We start from the raw sequence: 17,347 nt of genomic DNA on the forward strand, positions 1-17,347 counted from the left end.
ACCGGGGCACAATTGCCCGTGTGAACCGGGTGCGTGAGGAGTTCGGCCGCGGTGCGCGGAGACTTCTGCGCAGCGGGATCCCGATCGTGCAGTGCGCGGTGGCGGCGGCGCTGGCGTGGTGGGTCGCCGCCAGCGTGATCGGGCACGCGAGCCCGTTCTTCGCGCCCATCTCGGCGGTGATCTGCCTGGGCGCCTCGCTCGACCAGCGGATGCGGCGGGTGGTGGAACTCGTCGCCGGGGTCAGCGTCGGCATCCTGATCGGTGACCTGCTCATCTCGGCGATCGGATCCGGGCCCTGGCAGCTCGCCCTGGTGGTCGGCCTGGCCATGTCGGTGGCGGTGTTCCTCGACGGCGGCGCGATGATCGCGCGGCAGGCCGCGTCCTCCGCGGTGCTCGTCACGGTGTTGTTGCCGCCGGGTGGCACGGGGGGCTTGGACCGCTTCGTCGACGCGCTCGTGGGTGGGCTGATCGCCCTGGCGGTGGCCGCCCTGCTGCCGGCGAACCCCCTGAGCGTCGCGCACCAGAAGGGCCGCGTCGTCCTCGGTGAACTCGCCGACGCGCTGCGGGGGCTCGCGGTGGCCGTGTCCACGGGTGATCCCCGGCGGGCGGCGACCGTGCTGACGAGGACCAGGGAGAGCCAGCACGCGGTCGACCAGTTCCAGGAAGCGCTCCAGGCGGGCCGGGAGATCGCCAGGATCGCCCCGCTCCGGTGGAGGCGGCGGCGGGACCTGGACCGTTACGTCACCGCGTCGAGCCGGGTGGATCTGGCGCTGCGGAACACCAGGGTTCTCGCCCGGCGGGCGCACGCGGCCCTGCGGGACGGCGAGGAGGTGGCCCGGGCGTTGCCGGCCCTGCTGGAACGCCTCGCCGGGGCGGTGGTGCTGCTGCGGGACGAGTTGTCCTCGGGCCGGGAGCCGGTGCAGGCGCGGGCCGCGGCCAGCGCGGTGGCGAAGGCGGCGAACGCCGAGCTGCTGGAGTCCGGCGGCTTCTCCATGCGGGTGGTGGTGGCCCAGCTCAGGTCGGTGGCGGTGGACCTCCTCCAGGCGACCGGGATGAGCCGGGACGACGCCGTGGCCGTGCTGCCACCGCTCCACCGTGGACGGCGGGCGCCCGAGGAGACCGGCGAGCGGCGGGCGGACGACGCGGAGAGGTCCTCCCGGTCGGCGGCGAGTGGACCGGCCGACCGCCACCCGCGTGACGACCAGGACGCCCCTGGCGCCGGGGAGCGAGGTGGAGGAGCGGGGCCGCCGGGCGGCTGAGCGTGGCCACCGGCGGCGGGTGGCCACGCCGGCCTCAGCCCCGGGGGCGGTGCAGCGCGCCGAGCAGCGCCCGGTGCAGGACCTCGTGGTCCCGGACGTCGTGGAGGGTGACCTCGCACGCTCCCAGCCGGTACCACTCGTCGGCCTCGGCGTACCGCACCCACACGAACACCCGCCCGTGCTCGTCGCACTCGGTCCGCAGTTCGAGGTCCCCGGTGATCACCCCGACCTCGTCGGTCATCACGCCTCCGGGCGGCGCGCTGAACGGGGAGAGTAGTTCCGGCGGGTTCGGCATGGGCCACCTGCTCTCGTTCGGGCGTGCGTCACGGACAGTCGCGACGCTACGTGTCGAGAGCCCCGCCGGCGACCGTCCACACGCGATGTCAAGTGGCCTCACCGGATCGAGGGAAGACGGGCGGGAGCGGTCCTCCCCGCGCGCCGGTGGTCTCCACCGGGTGGGCGAGCCGCCCATGGCGCTCGGCGTACCGGGCTCCGTCGAACGACGGATCTCCACCGCGTCGGGGAATGACCGGCGCCGCACCGGTGTTGATCTCGGTGGCGGTCGGGCGCCGGGCCGACCGGGGCGACGGAAGGCGGATCTGCATGACGTTCAGGATGTCGGTCGACCAGCGCGAACGGTTCCTCGCCGAACCGCGCGTCGGTGTCCTGTCGGTGTCCCGGCCCGGCCGCGCTCCGTTGGCGGTGCCGATCTGGTACCACTACGAACCCGGCGGCGAGGTGACGATCTCGATCGAGGGCGGTTCGCTGAAGGACCGGCTGATCCGGGACAGCGGCACCTTCAGCCTCTGCGCGCAACGGGACACCCTCCCCTACGCCTACGTCACGGTCGAGGGATCGGTGCGGTGGGACGAGTCGCCGAGTGTCGAGGACAGGCTCCGGATAGCGAGCCGTTACCTGCCGGCGGAGCTGGCCGATCGTTACGTCGAGGACACGCACGCGGGGGCCGTGGTGCTGCGGATGCGGCCCGAGCGGTGGCTGAGCACCGACCAGACCGGGATGACGGGGGCGCTGCTGGCGGACCAGGGGACGTCTCCGATGACGTGATCCGCCGCGCCCCGTGGGGGCGCGGCGACCGGGGACGGGGCGGGCGGCGCTGGCAGGGCACGCCGCCCGCCGTGTCATCTCTCCTGGTCAGGGCTGGGGAGGCGCTGTCAGCAGGTGTCGAGCAGCCCGGTCAGGGCCTCCTTCTCGGCGGAGGTCACGCTCAGGTCGTACGCGTCCTTCGACGCGATCCAGATCTTCCCGTAGGTGCAGTGGTAGTCGGTGCGTGGCGGCACCCACTTGTCCGGGGTCTGGTCGCCCTTGGAACTGTTGACCCGGCCGGTCACCGCGATCAGCTGCGGGTTGGTGAGGTCGTTGGCGAACTCCTCCCGCTTGGCGGCCGACCAGGAGGAGGCGCCGGAACGCCAGGCCGCCGCCAGCGGAACGACGTGGTCGATGCTGATCTCGGAGGGCACCGAGGTCGTGACCCCGTCGAAGGGGCTGTACCAGCTGCCGGCGGTCGGGTAGCAGTCCGCGCCGACCTCGACGTCGGTGCCGTCCCGCCTGAGCACCATCTCCCGCGTGTTGCAGGTGCCCTCGACCGTGTTCCAGTGCGGGAACTTGTCCCGCGAGTAGCCGGACATGGAGCCCTCCGCTCGGACGGTCAGCCCGTCGAGCATGGACCGAGCGGTGCTCTCGCTCGGGATGCCGGGGGGTGCGGCGCTCGCCGGGGAGACCAGGGTGAAGGAGAGGAGGGCGGCGAGGATCGCGGCGAAGGTGAGCCGTAGCGCGCTTGCTCGTCGTGGTGACATCGATGCCTCCGATCGTGGATCACGAGTGCGAGATCCACACCGTCACCCAGTCACGGAAACGAAAGCAACACCCGGCAGTGAAGAATCGATGTCGGAGAGTGAAAATCCAGCAAGGCGTGAGCGGATTTTCACCCCCGGAACGGGGGTCGGGGCTTCCAATGGCTGAGCCGCAGCGCCGTCCCGGGCAGCCACCGGGCTCCGGGAGGCGTGCGGGACGCGACGCGCCGTCGCCTCGCGCGGTCCGGGAGGCGGTCCGGGAGGCGGTCCACGGCGGCGGAGGAGGCGACGGCGCCGCTCGGACGACGCTGCTCAGACGAGGCCGCGTACCAACCGCAGGTCCTCGGTGTGCCGGTACCAGGTCCACTTGCCGTGCTGGCGCTCGTGCGGGACCCCGTCGCGCACCACCCTCGCCGGAACGCACCCGATCTGCACGGCCCGGCCGCTCGTCTCCCGAACCCGCCTGCCCAGCAGGTTCCGCCGCACCGTGCGCACGACCAGACCGGGCCCCCGGTCCGGTCCGACCTCCAGCTGGCTGGCCTGCCCCCGCAGGACCAGCTCGTCGTCGCAGTACACGACACCGCGCAGCGGCCCGATCACCCCACGGCCCACCAGTACGCCACCGACGTCGTCCCGCAGCAGCGGCACCGGGTCGGGCTCCCCGCCCAGGGCCAGCCGCAGCGCCGCCTCCCGGTCTCGCGCCGGCAAGCCCCACAGCCGGGCCACCTCGGAGTCGGGGTCGGAGGGCAGGTACCCCACGACGACCTCGGCCAGCCGTTCGGTGCGCAGGAGGCGCAGCACCACCGAGGCGAGATCCGCGTCGGTGCCCGCGACCAGCAGCCGTCGTCCGGCCAGTTCCCGCAGCACCGGGTCCACCTCCTCACGCCCCGGGGTGGCCGCTACCGAGTGCGACACGACGTCGTCACGCTCGGTGAGACCGGTGAAGTCCCGATTTCCGCAGGCCAATGCGACCACCGTCACCATGCGCTCCTGGTTTACTCTCTTTGACCGGCGTTGCCGTCTGTACTGCTTGGAGTGTGTACATGCCCGCGATCGTGCTGATCGGCGCCCAGTGGGGCGACGAGGGCAAGGGTAAGGCCACCGATCTGCTCGGCGAGAGCGTGCAGTGGGTGGTCCGGTATCAGGGCGGCAACAACGCGGGTCACACCGTGGTGCTGCCCAACGGCCAGAACTTCGCCCTGCACCTCATCCCGTCCGGCATCCTCACGCCGGGCGTCACCAACGTCATCGGCAACGGGGTCGTCGTCGACCCCGGTGTGCTGCTCGACGAGCTGGGCGGCCTGGAGGACAGGGGGGTGGACACCTCCGGCCTGCTGATCTCGGCCGACGCCCACCTGATCATGCCGTACCACGTGGCCATCGACCGCGTGACCGAGCGCTACCTGGGCAAGGCGAAGATCGGCACCACCGGTCGCGGCATCGGGCCCGCCTACCAGGACAAGGTCGCTCGGGTCGGCGTGCGGGTGCAGGACCTCCTCGACGAGAAGATCCTGCGCCAGAAGGTCGAGGCTGCCCTGGAGCTGAAGAACCAGATCCTCGTCAAGGTGTACAACCGGCGGGCGATGGACGTCGACGAGGTCGTCGACAGCGTCCTGGAGCGCGGCGCGAAGTTCGCCGGCCGGATCGCAGACACCCGCCTGCTGCTCAACCAGGCCCTCGAGCGGGGCGAGACGGTGCTGTTGGAGGGCTCCCAGGGGACCCTCCTCGACGTCGACCACGGCACCTACCCCTTCGTGACCTCCTCCAGCCCGACCTCCGGAGGCGCCGCCGTCGGTTCGGGGGTGGGGCCGACCAGGATCAACACCGTCATCGGCATCCTCAAGGCGTACACGACGCGGGTCGGCTCCGGGCCGTTCCCCACCGAGCTGAACGACGAGATGGGCGAGCAGCTGCGCAAGTCCGGCGGCGAGTTCGGCGTGACGACCGGCCGCTCCCGGCGGACCGGCTGGTTCGACGCGGTGATCGCCCGCTACGCGGCAAGGGTCAACGGCATCACCGACTTCTTCCTCACCAAGCTGGACGTGCTGTCCGGTCTGAAGACGGTGCCGGTCTGCGTGGGCTACGAGGTCGACGGCGAGCGGGTCGACGACATGCCCATGACCCAGACCGGGGTCCACCACGCCAAGCCGGTGTACGAGGAGCTCCCCGGCTGGTGGGAGGACATCTCCGGCTGCCGGACCTTCGAGGACCTGCCCGTGAACGCCCGGAACTACGTCCTGCGGTTGGAGGAGCTGTCCGGGGCCAGGGTGTCGGCGATCGGGGTGGGCCCCGGCCGTGAGGAGACCATCGTCCGGCACTCGCTGACCGGCTGAACGCCCCGGGCGGGCCGTCAGCGGTTGCGCCAGGAGTTGTCGAGCGCCGCCTCCTCCAGGTCCAGCTCGTGGAGGATGCGGCGCAACACCTCGTCGGCGAGCTTGCCGGTGTCCCGGCGGGCGATCAACGCGGCCCGCTGCGTGTCGAGCAGCTGCTTCCGCAGCTCCACGAACTCGCGGTGGCCGCTCTCGCCCCGCTCGGTGGGGTCTCGGCCGATCTGCCGGACCGCGGCCCGACCCTGGTACTCGATCACCCCGCGCAGTCGGGCCGCCATGCGTTCCCGCTCGCTGTTGCGGCCGGGCACCGGGTCCGCCGGGAGCAGTTCGTCCAGCCGGCGGAGCGCGGCCCGGGTGGCCAGCGTCCGCGCGGCCACCTCGGCCCGGGCGTCCTGCTCCGCCTCCCCGCCGTCGTGGACGCCGAGGCGGCGGGTCAACCAGGGCAGCGAGAGCCCCTGGAGGAGCAGGGTCCCGATCGTCACCGAGAAGGCCAGGAACTGCACGAGTTCGCGGGCCGGGAACGGGTCGCCGGCCTCGGTGGTGAGCGGTATCGCGCCGGCCGCCGCCATCGTCACCACGCCCCGCATCCCGGTCCAGGCGATCACGGCCGTCTGCCTGACCGGCAACCGCTGGCTGGGCCGGGTGGGCGCCAACAGCGTGGACAGGCCCGGCACGTAGGTCACCGCGAACAGCCACCCCACTCGGAACACGATGACCGCGGCGAGCACCAGGACCCCGGAACCCACCAGGGTCCAGGCGCTCGCGGTGGAGTTCGCCGTCTCCCGCAGGATCTGGTTCAGGTACAGGCCGATCAACGCGAAGACGAGGCTCTCCAGCAGGAGGTTCACCGTCTTCCACACCTGCTGCTCCTGGAGGCGACCGGCGACGCCCACCCGGGGGCTGTGGTGCCCCACGTACAGCCCGGCCGCCACCACCGCGAGCACACCGGAACCGTGCAGTTCCTCGGCCACCAGGTACGCGCCGAACGGCAGCACGACGCTGAGGGCGGTGCTCACCTCCTGGTCGACGAGGCGCATCCGGACGAAGTGCACGGCCGCGCCGAGCAGCAAGCCGACGGCGGTGCCGATGACCGCCGCCTCCACGAAGAGCGCGACCCCCTCGAGGAGGGACCCCGTCGCGCCCACCGCGGCCGCCACCGTCACCCGGTACAGGCTCAGGGCGGCGGCGTCGTTGACCAGGCTCTCGCCGCCGATCACCGACATCACCCGGCGCGGCAGCCGAAGCCGCCGACCGACCGCCGCCGCCGTCACCGCGTCGGGTGGCGAGACCACCGCGCCCAGCACCAGCGCCGCCTCCAGCGGCAGACCGGGGATGAGCGCGTAGGCCAGGAAGCCGACCGCCACCGTCCCCGCGACGACCAGCAGCACCCCGAGCTGGGCGATCGCGCGGAAGTTCTCCCGGAAACTGATCAACGAACTGTCCTGGGACGCGGTGTAGAGCAGGGGTGGCAGCACGACGGTGAGCAGCAGCTCCGGCGGGATCTCGACGTCGATCGTCCCGGGGAGCGCGGACGCGGCCAGTCCCACGACGACGAGCAGCAGCGGCGCGATGAGGTTCCGGCGCCGGGCGAACGCCGTGACGGTCAGGGCGCACAACAGCACGACGAGGAGAGGCCCCATCCGCACCACCGCCTCCACCCGTCCGAGGGCGTCCGCCACCCAGTGCGGCGCCGGCTCCGTCCGACTCTAGGACCGGCGGGCCGGGCCCGCCGGGTACGTGAGCCGCGCGGAACCGGGGCGGGAGGGTGAACTCGTCGAGGTGAGGTCCGAGTGGAGCCGGCCCGGTTGCCCCTTCGCGCCCGCGCGCCGCTCGACCGGGGTTCCTGACGGTTCTCCCGGGCGGGGCGACTACGCTCCCGCCTCGTGCGAATCCTGGTTATCGGCTCAGGCGCCCGCGAACACGCGCTCCTGCTCGCGCTGTCCCACGACCCGGAGGTGACCGGGCTCGCCTGTGCCCCGGGCAACGCCGGTACCGCCACGCTCGCGGAGACCCTGGGCGTCGACCCGGGCGACCCGGATGCGGTGGCCGCGCTCGCGCGGCGGTGGAACGCCGACCTCGTCGTCGTCGGCCCGGAGGTCCCGCTGGTCGCCGGGGTCGCCGACGCCGTTCGCGCCGCGGGCGTGCTCTGCTTCGGGCCGTCGAGGGCGGCGGCGGCCATCGAGGGGTCGAAGGCCTTCGCCAAGGACGTGATGGCCTCGGCGGGTGTTCCCACCGCCCACAGCGAGATCGTGGACAACCCCGCCCACCTGGACGCCGCGCTGGCCCGGTTCGGCCCCACCTGGGTGGTGAAGGACGACGGGCTCGCCGCAGGCAAGGGCGTGGTCGTGACCTCGGACCTCGACACGGCGCGGGCGCACGCGATGACCCTGCTCGACGACGGTCACCCGGTGCTGCTGGAGTCCTTCCTGGACGGCCCGGAGGCCTCCCTGTTCTGCCTGGTGGACGGGACCACCGTCGTACCGCTGCTTCCCGCGCAGGACTTCAAGCGGGTGGGGGACGGCGACTCCGGCCCCAACACCGGTGGGATGGGCGCCTACGCGCCGCTGCCCTGGGCGGAACCGGGGCTGGTCGACGACATCGTCGAGCGGGTCGTTCGGCCCACGGCGGAGGAACTGGACAGGAGGGGAACCCCCTTCTCCGGCCTCCTGTACGCGGGTCTCGCGCTCACCTCGACCGGACCGCAGGTCATCGAGTTCAACTGCCGCTTCGGCGACCCCGAGACCCAGGTGGTGCTGGCCCTGCTGCGCACCCCGCTGTCGCGGCCGCTCAACGCGGTGGCCTCGGGGCGGCTGGCCGAGCTGCCACCGCTGGAGTGGTCGGACGGCGCCGCCGTCACCGTGGTCGTCGCCGCCGAGGGGTACCCGGGGAGGCCGAGGACCGGTGACGTGATCTCCGGCGGCGAGGGGGACGGTGTGCTCCACGCCGGCACCCGGCGTCGGGATGACGGCGCGGTCGTGTCCTCGGGTGGCCGGGTCCTGTCGGTGGTGGGCACGGGCCCCGACCTCGACGCCGCCCGCGAGGACGCCTACGAGCGGGTCGCGCTGGTCCACCTCACCGGTTCGCACCACCGGAGCGACATCGCGCTGCGCGCCGTCAAGGGGGAGGTCACCGCGCCACGCGGACGGTGAACCCGCCGGCGCGAGACGCCCGGCAGGGGCTCGCTCCTCTACCCTTACCGGCGGTCCGACCGTGGTCGACACGCGGGAGGGTGGCGGCACGGCTGCGAGGGGGTCGGGGTGAGTGAGGACGTCCCCGCGCCGAACGGAGGCCGGTCCACGGTCCTGTTCCACGAACGACTGCCCGCGCCCCCGCTGATCCGGTGGACGGGCGTGTTGTCCGGCGCGTCGGTCGTGGTGGCGACCGGGCTATCCCACATCCTCGTGGGGCTGTCCTCGACGGCGCTGCTCGCCGGTTCTGGGGTCGGCGTGGCGTTCACGGTGCTCGCGGTGACCGCCGGCGCCAGCGTCTCGGTGCGGGGGCACGGTCTGGTGTTGCGTTGCCCTCCTCGGCTGTGGCGCACGGTCGCCGTCGCCGACATCGCCGGGTCACGCCGCACGGCGCGGGTGGAGCCCCTCACCTCCGGGGAACTGCCCGTCCTCGGCTGGTGCCGCATCGGGCGACGCCGGTGGGCGCTGGTGATGGCGGCCGGTGAGGGTGTCGAGGTGGAACTGGTGGACGGTCGGTGTTACCTGGTCGTCTGCTCGCGGCCGGACGAACTCCTGCTCGCCCTCGACGAGTCGCGCGGTGTGTGATCCCTCACGCCGGCGCCCGGTGACGGCCCGGTGGCGGTCGCTCCACGGTGTCCCGTCGGGTGACCCGCCAACTCCGTCCGGTCCAGGGGCCCCACTCGGGGTGTCCGGGCGGACGACCGGTGGTCCGAGTGTGCGGCCGGTCACGAAGCCATCGGAACGACCGACCTCGGCGACCACGCTCGACCACTAGGGTGAACGGGCGGCACGATCGGGAGAAGGGGACGGTGCGGTGGGATCGAGGGACGAGGCCAGCCAGGGTGGAGTGCTCCACCGGGAGCGGCTTCCCACCCCCACCTGGGTGAGGATCGTGGGGCTCCTCGTCGGAGTGGGGACCGTGGTGCTCGTGATCTGCCTGCACCTCTTCGTCGAGGAGAACGTCGCCGGGCTGGTCGTGGGGGTCGTGACCGGGGCGGTGTCCGGGCTCTTCATCCTGCTCTCCAGCGGCGACATCGAGGTCCGTGAGCGGCAGCTGGTCCTGGTGGCCAGGCCGATCGTGCGGAAGAGGCTGCCGACGGCCGAGATCACCGCCGTCGAGGACGCCGGCCCCCAACGCGCTGCCGACTTCGGCGGCTCCGGGTGGCGGGTCTCGGGGCGTCGCAAGCGGACCCTGGTCATGCGCGGTGGTGAGGGCGTGCGCATCACGATGAGCGACGGCTGGGAGTACCTGGTCGTCTGTTCCCGCCCGGTGGAGCTGAAACGCGCCCTGGAGCGCGCCCGCCGCTGACCCACCCCCGACCCGGGTCCACCCCGGCCCGAGGGCGAGCGGCCGCGTGAGTGGCCGGCGGGTAGACGTGCGCGGCGGGATCGCCGCCGAAGGCGACACATCACGTTCCGCCCTGGCGTCGGTGGCCAGCACCCGTCGTCGTCCTGGTCGAGTGCGGCGTCCCCGTCCCACACCTGCCGGCCCCACCCACCAGGGGCGGTTCCCTGAGGAGAGGTGCCGCGCGGCGTCCCGCCGAGATCCAGCGGGCGGCCCGCGACGCCGGTCCGGCCCCGCCCCCGCCGCCCAGCGAATCCTCCTTCCGTGCGGGCGAACCATCGCCGCGCCGAGGCGTGTCGGAAGGCCGCCAACCGGGACCAGCCGGCCGGTCCCCACCACGGCTCACCCGTTCGTGCAACCTCGGTCCCCCTTCCCGCGTGAGAGGACTGGCATCGCGGGAAGGGGAGTGGATGAGGGCCGAGGACGAGGCACAGTTCCGCGAGTTCGTCCAGCGGCAGGCCGCGCCACTGCGGCGCGCCGCCTACCTGCTGTGCGGTGACTGGCACCTCGCGGACGACCTCGTGCAGAACGCCTTCGTGAAGCTCTACCAGGCCTGGACGAGGGTCAACCGGCGGGACGCGGTGCACGGCTACGCCCGCACCGTGTTGACGCGGTGCTGGCTGGACGAGGTGCGCCGACCCTGGCGGCGGAGCGAGAACCGCGTGGACGCGGTCCCCGACACCCCCGACCGAGGCTCCGATCCCGCCGAACGGGGACAACGGCGGTGGGAACGGGAACTGGTCCGCCGCGCTCTGGCCGAGGTGCCGCCTCGGCAACGGGCCGCGCTCGTCCTCCGGTACTTCGAGGACCTCTCGGTGGCGGAGACCGCCACCGTCCTGCGGTGCTCACAGGGAACAGTCAAGAGCCAGACCGCTCGCGGCCTGAGCGCCCTCCGGGCCGCCTTGGTGCGCCTGGGCCACGGCGCGGGCGAACTGGTCGCGGGAAGGACATGTTGATGACGAACGAGAACAGCGGCAGGACGGCCGGGCGGGACTCCGCCGGCGGACCGGGATCCCCGGGCGAGGTCGCCCAGGGCACGGGTCGCCGACGCGGGAACGCCGTGGCCGTGGTGGCGGCGGGATTCGGCGTGCTCGCTGTCTCCGGGGCGGTCCTGGTCGGTCCGGGGCTGCTGTCGGGTGACGGCGTGCGCCTCGCCTTCGCCGACCAGCCCGTCGTCGCCTCCTCCTCGGCTCCCGCCCCGCCGCCGGCCGAGGAGCCCGGCCGGGACTGGGCCGAGTCGCTGCCCGACGGGTTGGCCGCCGGGCCGCCCACCGGGTGGACACCGGTCGAGAGCGGGCCCCCCACGCACTCGGCCGGGGAGCTCGCCGCCAGGGCAGCCGAGATCGCCCCCCACGTCGAGGAACGGGTCAGGGAGCTCCTGCCAGGGGCGACCGAGGTCACCATCGGTGAGTTGGGAGGCGAGGGGCCGGGCTTCCACGACGGGCAGGACTACGTCATGGGCGTGGTGAGCTACGAGGACGACCAGGGCCCCGGCCAGGTCGCCTTCCAGTACAACTTCCCCGGCGTCTGGGGCGACTCGACGTCCGGCGAGAGCTGCTCCACTGCCCAGGCCTGCGGGCACGAGGTACTCGACGACGGTTCCGCCGTGAGGTACGCGGTGGAGCCGTGGGGGCCGGAGGAGCTCCCGGCGCTGCTCTACGCGGTCGACCACCTGCGAGTGGACGGTTCCGTGCTCTCGGTGTGGGGCTACAACTACGACTTCCCCACCGGGCAGGTCCAGCGACCGCTGCCGGTCCCCGGCTTCGACGGACTGGCCGAACTGGCCACCGACGAGGAGATCGACTTCCGGATCGACGGCTGATCCGCACGGGGTGGGCCGACCGCTCCGGCCCACCCCCACCAGCGGTGACGTCCACCTGCCGGGCCGACCACCCACCCCCAGCGTGACCCCGGCACGGCACCACCCGCAGCACGCACAGGACCGCGATCCGCCGCCGGGAACAGGGATCGGGCCCACGAAAGGACGAGGGAATGGACGAGGACGAGGTACGCCAGCGGCTCCGGGACGTCGCATCCGACGAACCCCCGATGACCTTCGACCTGGAGCGGACGCTCCAGCGGGGCCGGGAGCGGCGCAGGAACCGGCGTGCGGCGCTGGCCTCCGCGGGCGGTGTGCTGTCGGTCTCCGCGCTGCTCCTCGCCTCCTCCACCTTCCTGGACGGCCCGGACGTGATCTCCCGGCTCGTCCCGGCCGCACCCGCCAGCTCGGTGGCCGCCCCGGAGCCGGCGGGGGTCGCGGAGCGGCGGGAGATTCTCCGGCACCACGACTGGCGCTCGATGCTGCCGCCCGACCTGATGGACGAACCCCCGGCGGACTGGGTGCCCGAGGACGTCGAAGAGGGCGAGCCACCGACGACCAAGGCGGATGAGATGGCGGCCCGGGCGGCGGAGGTCATCCCCTACCTGGAGCAACGGTTGGCCGAGCTGGCACCCGAGCTGTTCGTGCTGTCCGTGGACTACATCGGGAACGAGGGGCCGGGTTTCGTCGACGGCGAGACGCACGTGAACGGGGACCTCGGGTTCGAGGACGAGTACGGCCACGGGCAGGTGATCTTCCAGCACACCTTCCCCGGCGCGGCACCGGGACCATCGGACCACCCCTGCGGTCCGCGAAGCACCTGCGGGTACCGAATGGTCGGCGACGGTTCACTGCTCGAGTACTCGGTGACCGTGCTGAACGAGCGCGAGGCCCCGCCCATGCTGTGGTCGGTCACCCACTTCCGCACGGACGGCAGCACCCTCATGATGACCAGCTACACCTACGACATCAGCGGCCGGACGCCTGACGAACGCCCCCTGCCCGCTCCCGGCTTCGACACCCTGGTCGCGCTGGCCACTGACCCGGGGGTCGACCTGCGGCCACGGTGGTGAGCGGCGCCGGGACGCCGGGGCGGACACCTCCTCCCCGGGAATCGCGGCGCGAGTGGGCGGCCGAGGCGGCTCTCCCGGCTTGACCGGGGCGACGCGGCCCCCGCCTCGCCGAGGCCGCCCACCTCCACCCGCCGGACCCGATGCGGGCCGCCGCCGTCCCCCCTCCCGGCGTGTTCCGTAAGCTCCCCTGACGTGACGTCGAAGCCCCGTATCCCCAACGTGCTGGCTGGCCGCTACGCCTCCGCCGACCTCGCCACCATCTGGTCCCCCGAACACAAGATCGTGCTCGAACGACGGTTGTGGCTGGCGGTGCTCACCGCCCAGGCGGACCTCGGCATCCCGGTGCCCGCCGGGGCGGTGGCCGACTACGAGCGCGTCATCGACCAGGTCGACCTGGCGTCGATCGCGGCACGGGAGCGGATCACCCGCCACGACGTCAAGGCGCGCATCGAGGAGTTCAACGCGCTCGCCGGGCACGAGCAGATCCACAAGGGGATGACCTCCCGGGACCTGACGGAGAACGTCGAGCAGCTCCAGGTCCGGCAGAGCCTGCTCTGGGTGCGCGACAGCACGGTGGCGCTGCTCGCGCGGCTGGCCCGGCTCGCCCTGGAACACGGCGAGGAGGTCATGGCCGGGCGGTCGCACAACGTCGCCGCGCAGGCCACCACCCTGGGCAAACGGTTCGCCACCGCCGCCGACGAACTGCTGGTCGCCCTCCGCCGGCTGGAGGAGCTGCTGGAGCGGTACCCGCTGCGCGGGGTGAAGGGCCCGGTGGGCACCGCCCAGGACATGCTCGACCTCCTGGGCGGCGACCCGGAGCCGCTGGCCGAACTGGAACGCCGGGTGGCCGACCACCTGGGCTTCGAGCAGGTCCTGACCAGCGTCGGCCAGGTCTACCCCCGGTCCCTGGACCACGACGTGGTCTCCGCCCTGGTCCAGGTGGCCGCCGCCCCGTCCAGCCTGGCCAGGACGATCCGGCTGATGGCCGGCCACGAACTCGTCACCGAGGGCTTCAAACCCGGCCAGGTCGGCTCCAGCGCCATGCCGCACAAGATGAACACCCGCTCCTGCGAGCGGGTGAACGGGTTGATGGTGGTGCTGCGCGGCTACCAGTCGATGACCTCGGAACTGGCCGGGGACCAGTGGAACGAGGGCGACGTCTCCTGCTCCGTCGTCCGACGGGTCGCGCTGCCGGACGCGTTCTTCGCGATCGACGGCCTGCTGGAGACGATGCTCACCGTGCTGGACGAGTTCGGCGCGTTCCCCGCCGTGATCGCCACCGAACTCGACCGCTACCTGCCCTTCCTCGCCACCACCAAGGTGCTGATGGCGGCGGTGCGGGCCGGGGTCGGCCGGGAGCGGGCGCACGAGGTCATCAAGGAGCACGCCGTCGCGGCGGCGTTGGCCATGCGGGAGCAGGGGGCCAGGGGCAACGACCTGCTCGACAGGCTCGCCGCCGACGACCGGCTCCCGTTGGGCAGGTCCGAACTCGACGCGCTGCTCGCCGACCGGCTGTCCTTCACCGGGGCCGCCAGCCCGCAGGCCCACGCGGTGGCCCGCCGCGTCGAGGAACTCGTCGAACGCCACCCCACGGCCGCCGGCTACGCACCCGCGCCGATCCTCTGACGGACACGGCTCGGGTGCCGCCCGGCACCGGCTGCCCGCCCCAGGACGTCGCGCCCCGTCCCTGACCGGACCCGGACGCGGGATGAACGCCGGACACCGCGCACAGGTATCCGGCCAGCTCGGCTCCGGCGGCACACCAGCGTTTGACCAGGGCGCTGGTCCACTGGACGGTGGAGGTGAGCGCCATGCCCGCGCGAGTCGCCCTGGCCCTGCCCCCCGCGTTCGGGGGCGCCGACGGAGCCGGTGCTTTCCACGTCGACCTGGATGGGGCGCCGGCCCTGCGGGCGCGCCTGCTCGACGCCGTGGGGGAGTTGCGGGCCGCCCGCGTCGCCGCCGGCGAGCTGGGCGGGCTGCGGGCGCCGGCCGCCGACCCGGTCAGCAGGCTGGCCGTGGACCGCCTCGTGAACCGTGCCGCCGGCCCGCACGGGTCGCTGGCCGTCGCCCTCGACGAGGCGATCGCCGCGCTCACCGACCTCGTGGACCAGCTCGACGCGAGCGTGCGCGACTACCAGTCGCGGGACGACGAGGTGGCGGACGCCGTCCGCGCCGCCGGTGAGCCCCGTGGATGACCGCCGGGTACCTGGCCCTCCACCGTCCGACCCACCTGGCGGCGACGATCTCCCTCGTACGACGCACCGGGTTGACCGCCGGCTCACCGCCGCCCTGCGATGCTCAGGCGACCGGTACCGATCCGCCCAACCGCGACCTCCGAGGGCACCGTGACGATCACTCTGGAGCTGGCCGAGTTCAACCTGGCGTGGCGTGAGCTGGGGCTCGGGCAGCGTCCGCTGGTGCTGTGCGCCGACGAGACCGCGACGACCCTGGCGGAGGCCGAGGACGTCGACCGGCGTTGCCGGTCCGCGCTGGTCGATCGGGGCCTGTTCACCGGGAGCGGTGAGCCGCACCCCGACCTGGACTGGTCGCTGCGCCTGTTCGCCGCGCCCACCCACGCGGTGGACGTGCGCTGGTCCCTCCCCGGTGGGCGACGGCTCCGGGCGATGACCGCGCTCTCCGGCCAGGACGCCGTCATCGGCGTGCTGGGTGACGGCGTCCTGGCCATCGACCCGCTGCGGCCGACCACGCTGTGCGAGTCGGCGGTGAGCGTGCTGGGCGCCGTGCGGGCCGGGCCGGGGCAGGTGGTCAACCTCCCGGGGGCCGCCGTGTCCAGGGCCGGTGGGAAGGGCCGGTCCGACGCCGACTTCGAGGACGCCCTGCTCGACGCGGGTGTCCGCTACGGGGACGCCCGCGCGCTGCTGGGCATGCTGGGGACCGACCGCGTGGGCGCCGGCCAGCTCGGGGTGAGCCGCTGGGAAGGACTGGGCCAGCGCCGCCGGGGCCCGTACGCGATCGACGTGATCGACACGACGCGGGGCAGGTACGCCGTCCACGAACGGGACGGCTGGCTGACCGTGGCACCGGTCGACCTGCCCCGGCTGGCGGAGATGCTGCGCGAACTCCTCGCCGTGACCTGAGACGGGCGCGGTGGGCCGACGAACGACGGGGGTGCGAGGTGGACGAGCGATCCGGCGTCTACTGGAACGGGATCAGCCACGAGCGGATCGTGGACTGGTTGCGGGAGCCCGCGACCGACTCGCTCGTCGACTCGGTGGACCAGTGGGAGCGGGGCCTCGGCGACCGGTTCCAGCGGGTCACCGACCTGATCGACCAGGCGCTCCACGCGAGCGGTGCGGTGTGGGACGGGCAGGCGGCGGACCGGATGCGGGCCGGTGTCTCGCCGCTCGCCCAGTTCGCCGTGGAAGCCGGGGAGACCGCGCGGAGCGTGGGGGCGGGGGCCCGCCAGGTCGCGGACTCCTTCGAACACCTGCGGCGGGAGATGCCGCCGGTCCCGGTCCGCCCGGACCACGACGCCTGGGTCAACGCGCCGGTCGCCGCGCTGGTGACCGGGCGGGTCGACCAGGAGTTGGCCGAGCAGGAGGAGCGGGACGCCGCCGAACGGGCCCGGGACCTGATGCGCGAGTACGAGGGGGCGGTGGGCGAGGCGACCCACGGGCTGCCGGTGTTCACGCCCGTGCCGACCGCCGGCGCTGGGAGTGGCGGCATCGCCGACCGGCTGGTCACCACGTTCGGGGGCACCGCGTCGGCTCCCCTGGTCGGGGGGCCGGCTCCCGTGCCGGGAACGCCGCCGGTCCCGGCGTCGGAGAACACCGGGCGGGCCGGGACGCTGCCGCCGCAGTACCAGCCGGGGGCGGCGGGCGGCCAGCCGGGCGTTCAGCCAGCCCCGGCGACCCCACCCGCACCCGCCCACCCGGGGGGCCCTGGCGCCGGGAACCCGGTCCCGCCTCCTCCCCCCGGCGGTGGGGCGGCCACCGGTGCGCCGGCCCCGGGCACCCCCGGCGGTCCCCTCCCCGGCAGCCAGGGGACCGGGTCGGCGCCCGCGACGGGTGGACCGGCCCCGGGGGCGGGGACCGGCGGTCCACCAGCGGGGGCCGGCCCCGGGACCCCCGGTCAGCCCCAGCCGGGCGCCGGGCGGGCGCCGGCACCCCAGCCCTTCGTCCCACCCGGGGCTCCGGCTCCGCCACCTCCGGCCTCCGCTCCCCCCGCCCCGTCCCCCGGTGCCCCGGCCGGCGGCCACGCCTTCGGTCCCGGCGCCGGTGCCCTGCCGACGGCCGGGCCCACCAGCCACGAACACCCTTCTCGCGCGGGTGGCGTCCGGCGGGCGTCGGCGCACCCTGAGGACGCGAGCGGCCGGGAGCGCGCCGACTACCTGGAGGACACCGACGACGTCTGGGGTGATGGCGACCGGGTCGCCCCTCCCGTGCTGGGCATGTCGGTCGACGAGGAGCACCGCTGAGGACGCCGGCCTCCCACGTCCGCGAGGCTCGGCGTCGACGCGGAGCTCCGGCCCCGACGGCCCCGCGCTCGCCCGCCGGTGGCC

General features: G+C 73.7%; 17 protein-coding genes. 13 read left to right on the forward strand and 4 right to left on the reverse strand.

Going from position 1 to position 17,347, the window contains the following annotated elements:
* Window positions 1-20: 20 nt before the first annotated feature.
* On the forward strand, window positions 21-1,259 hold the full coding sequence (locus C1701_RS11935; RefSeq protein WP_103055926.1) for an FUSC family protein: 1,239 nt from the start codon (window positions 21-23) through the stop codon (window positions 1,257-1,259).
* Window positions 1,260-1,293: 34 nt separating this feature from the next.
* Here C1701_RS11935 and C1701_RS11940 read toward each other — a convergent pair whose 3' ends face one another.
* Entirely contained in the window at window positions 1,294-1,554 is a 261-nt protein-coding gene (locus C1701_RS11940; RefSeq protein ID WP_026419716.1) for a hypothetical protein, read from the reverse strand.
* Window positions 1,555-1,784: 230 nt separating this feature from the next.
* Here C1701_RS11940 and C1701_RS11945 point away from each other — a divergent pair, with 230 nt between their 5' ends.
* The gene (locus C1701_RS11945; RefSeq protein WP_337662242.1) at window positions 1,785-2,324 is read left to right on the forward strand and encodes a pyridoxamine 5'-phosphate oxidase family protein; all 540 of its coding nucleotides are present in this window, start codon (window positions 1,785-1,787) and stop codon (window positions 2,322-2,324) included.
* 107 nt (window positions 2,325-2,431) lie between these two features.
* Here the strand turns inward: C1701_RS11945 and C1701_RS11950 are convergent, their stop codons facing one another.
* Window positions 2,432-3,073 (reverse strand): HNH endonuclease family protein, encoded by a 642-nt coding sequence (locus C1701_RS11950; RefSeq protein ID WP_026419715.1) that lies wholly within the window; start codon window positions 3,071-3,073, stop codon window positions 2,432-2,434.
* A gap of 309 nt (window positions 3,074-3,382) precedes the next feature.
* A complete protein-coding gene (locus tag C1701_RS11955) occupies window positions 3,383-4,054 on the reverse strand; it encodes a hypothetical protein (protein WP_030104372.1) in 672 nt (223 codons plus the stop codon).
* 59 nt (window positions 4,055-4,113) lie between these two features.
* Here C1701_RS11955 and C1701_RS11960 point away from each other — a divergent pair, with 59 nt between their 5' ends.
* Window positions 4,114-5,403: an adenylosuccinate synthase gene (locus C1701_RS11960; RefSeq protein ID WP_026419713.1), complete on the forward strand. Its 1,290-nt coding sequence runs from the start codon at window positions 4,114-4,116 to the stop codon at window positions 5,401-5,403.
* A 17-nt stretch (window positions 5,404-5,420) separates the two neighbouring features.
* On the opposite strand, the gene C1701_RS11965 is transcribed toward C1701_RS11960, so the two are convergent.
* On the reverse strand, window positions 5,421-7,040 hold the full coding sequence (locus C1701_RS11965; RefSeq protein WP_103057031.1) for a Na+/H+ antiporter: 1,620 nt from the start codon (window positions 7,038-7,040) through the stop codon (window positions 5,421-5,423).
* A gap of 243 nt (window positions 7,041-7,283) precedes the next feature.
* Here C1701_RS11965 and purD point away from each other — a divergent pair, with 243 nt between their 5' ends.
* The 10 genes from purD (at window position 7,284) to C1701_RS12015 (ending at window position 17,263) form a co-directional block, all read left to right on the forward strand.
* The gene (gene purD, locus C1701_RS11970) at window positions 7,284-8,549 is read left to right on the forward strand and encodes a phosphoribosylamine--glycine ligase (RefSeq protein ID WP_026419711.1); all 1,266 of its coding nucleotides are present in this window, start codon (window positions 7,284-7,286) and stop codon (window positions 8,547-8,549) included.
* 108 nt (window positions 8,550-8,657) lie between these two features.
* On the forward strand, window positions 8,658-9,173 hold the full coding sequence (locus C1701_RS11975) for a hypothetical protein (RefSeq protein ID WP_026419710.1): 516 nt from the start codon (window positions 8,658-8,660) through the stop codon (window positions 9,171-9,173).
* Window positions 9,174-9,402: 229 nt separating this feature from the next.
* On the forward strand, window positions 9,403-9,897 hold the full coding sequence (locus C1701_RS11980) for a DUF3093 family protein (protein WP_026419709.1): 495 nt from the start codon (window positions 9,403-9,405) through the stop codon (window positions 9,895-9,897).
* 446 nt (window positions 9,898-10,343) lie between these two features.
* The gene (locus tag C1701_RS11985; RefSeq protein WP_103055927.1) at window positions 10,344-10,889 is read left to right on the forward strand and encodes an RNA polymerase sigma factor; all 546 of its coding nucleotides are present in this window, start codon (window positions 10,344-10,346) and stop codon (window positions 10,887-10,889) included.
* Complete coding sequence (locus tag C1701_RS11990; RefSeq protein ID WP_103055928.1) at window positions 10,889-11,755, forward strand: hypothetical protein; 867 nt, start codon at window positions 10,889-10,891, stop codon at window positions 11,753-11,755. Before C1701_RS11985 ends, C1701_RS11990 begins: the two co-directional genes overlap by 1 nt.
* Window positions 11,756-11,925: 170 nt before the next feature.
* The gene (locus C1701_RS11995) at window positions 11,926-12,825 is read left to right on the forward strand and encodes a hypothetical protein (RefSeq protein WP_103055929.1); all 900 of its coding nucleotides are present in this window, start codon (window positions 11,926-11,928) and stop codon (window positions 12,823-12,825) included.
* Window positions 12,826-13,017: 192 nt separating this feature from the next.
* Window positions 13,018-14,451, forward strand: coding sequence for an adenylosuccinate lyase (gene purB / locus C1701_RS12000; RefSeq protein ID WP_026419705.1), 1,434 nt, complete (start codon window positions 13,018-13,020; stop codon window positions 14,449-14,451).
* A 185-nt stretch (window positions 14,452-14,636) separates the two neighbouring features.
* Window positions 14,637-15,020 (forward strand): hypothetical protein, encoded by a 384-nt coding sequence (locus tag C1701_RS12005; RefSeq protein WP_026419704.1) that lies wholly within the window; start codon window positions 14,637-14,639, stop codon window positions 15,018-15,020.
* 150 nt (window positions 15,021-15,170) lie between these two features.
* Window positions 15,171-15,923 (forward strand): ESX secretion-associated protein EspG, encoded by a 753-nt coding sequence (locus C1701_RS12010; RefSeq protein WP_162182529.1) that lies wholly within the window; start codon window positions 15,171-15,173, stop codon window positions 15,921-15,923.
* A gap of 38 nt (window positions 15,924-15,961) precedes the next feature.
* A complete protein-coding gene (locus C1701_RS12015) occupies window positions 15,962-17,263 on the forward strand; it encodes a PPE domain-containing protein (RefSeq protein WP_337662243.1) in 1,302 nt (433 codons plus the stop codon).
* The last annotated feature ends 84 nt before the right edge of the window (window positions 17,264-17,347 follow it).

The organism is Actinoalloteichus sp. AHMU CJ021 (genome assembly GCF_002895405.1).
GTDB classification, from domain to species: domain Bacteria; phylum Actinomycetota; class Actinomycetes; order Mycobacteriales; family Pseudonocardiaceae; genus Actinoalloteichus_B; species Actinoalloteichus_B caeruleus.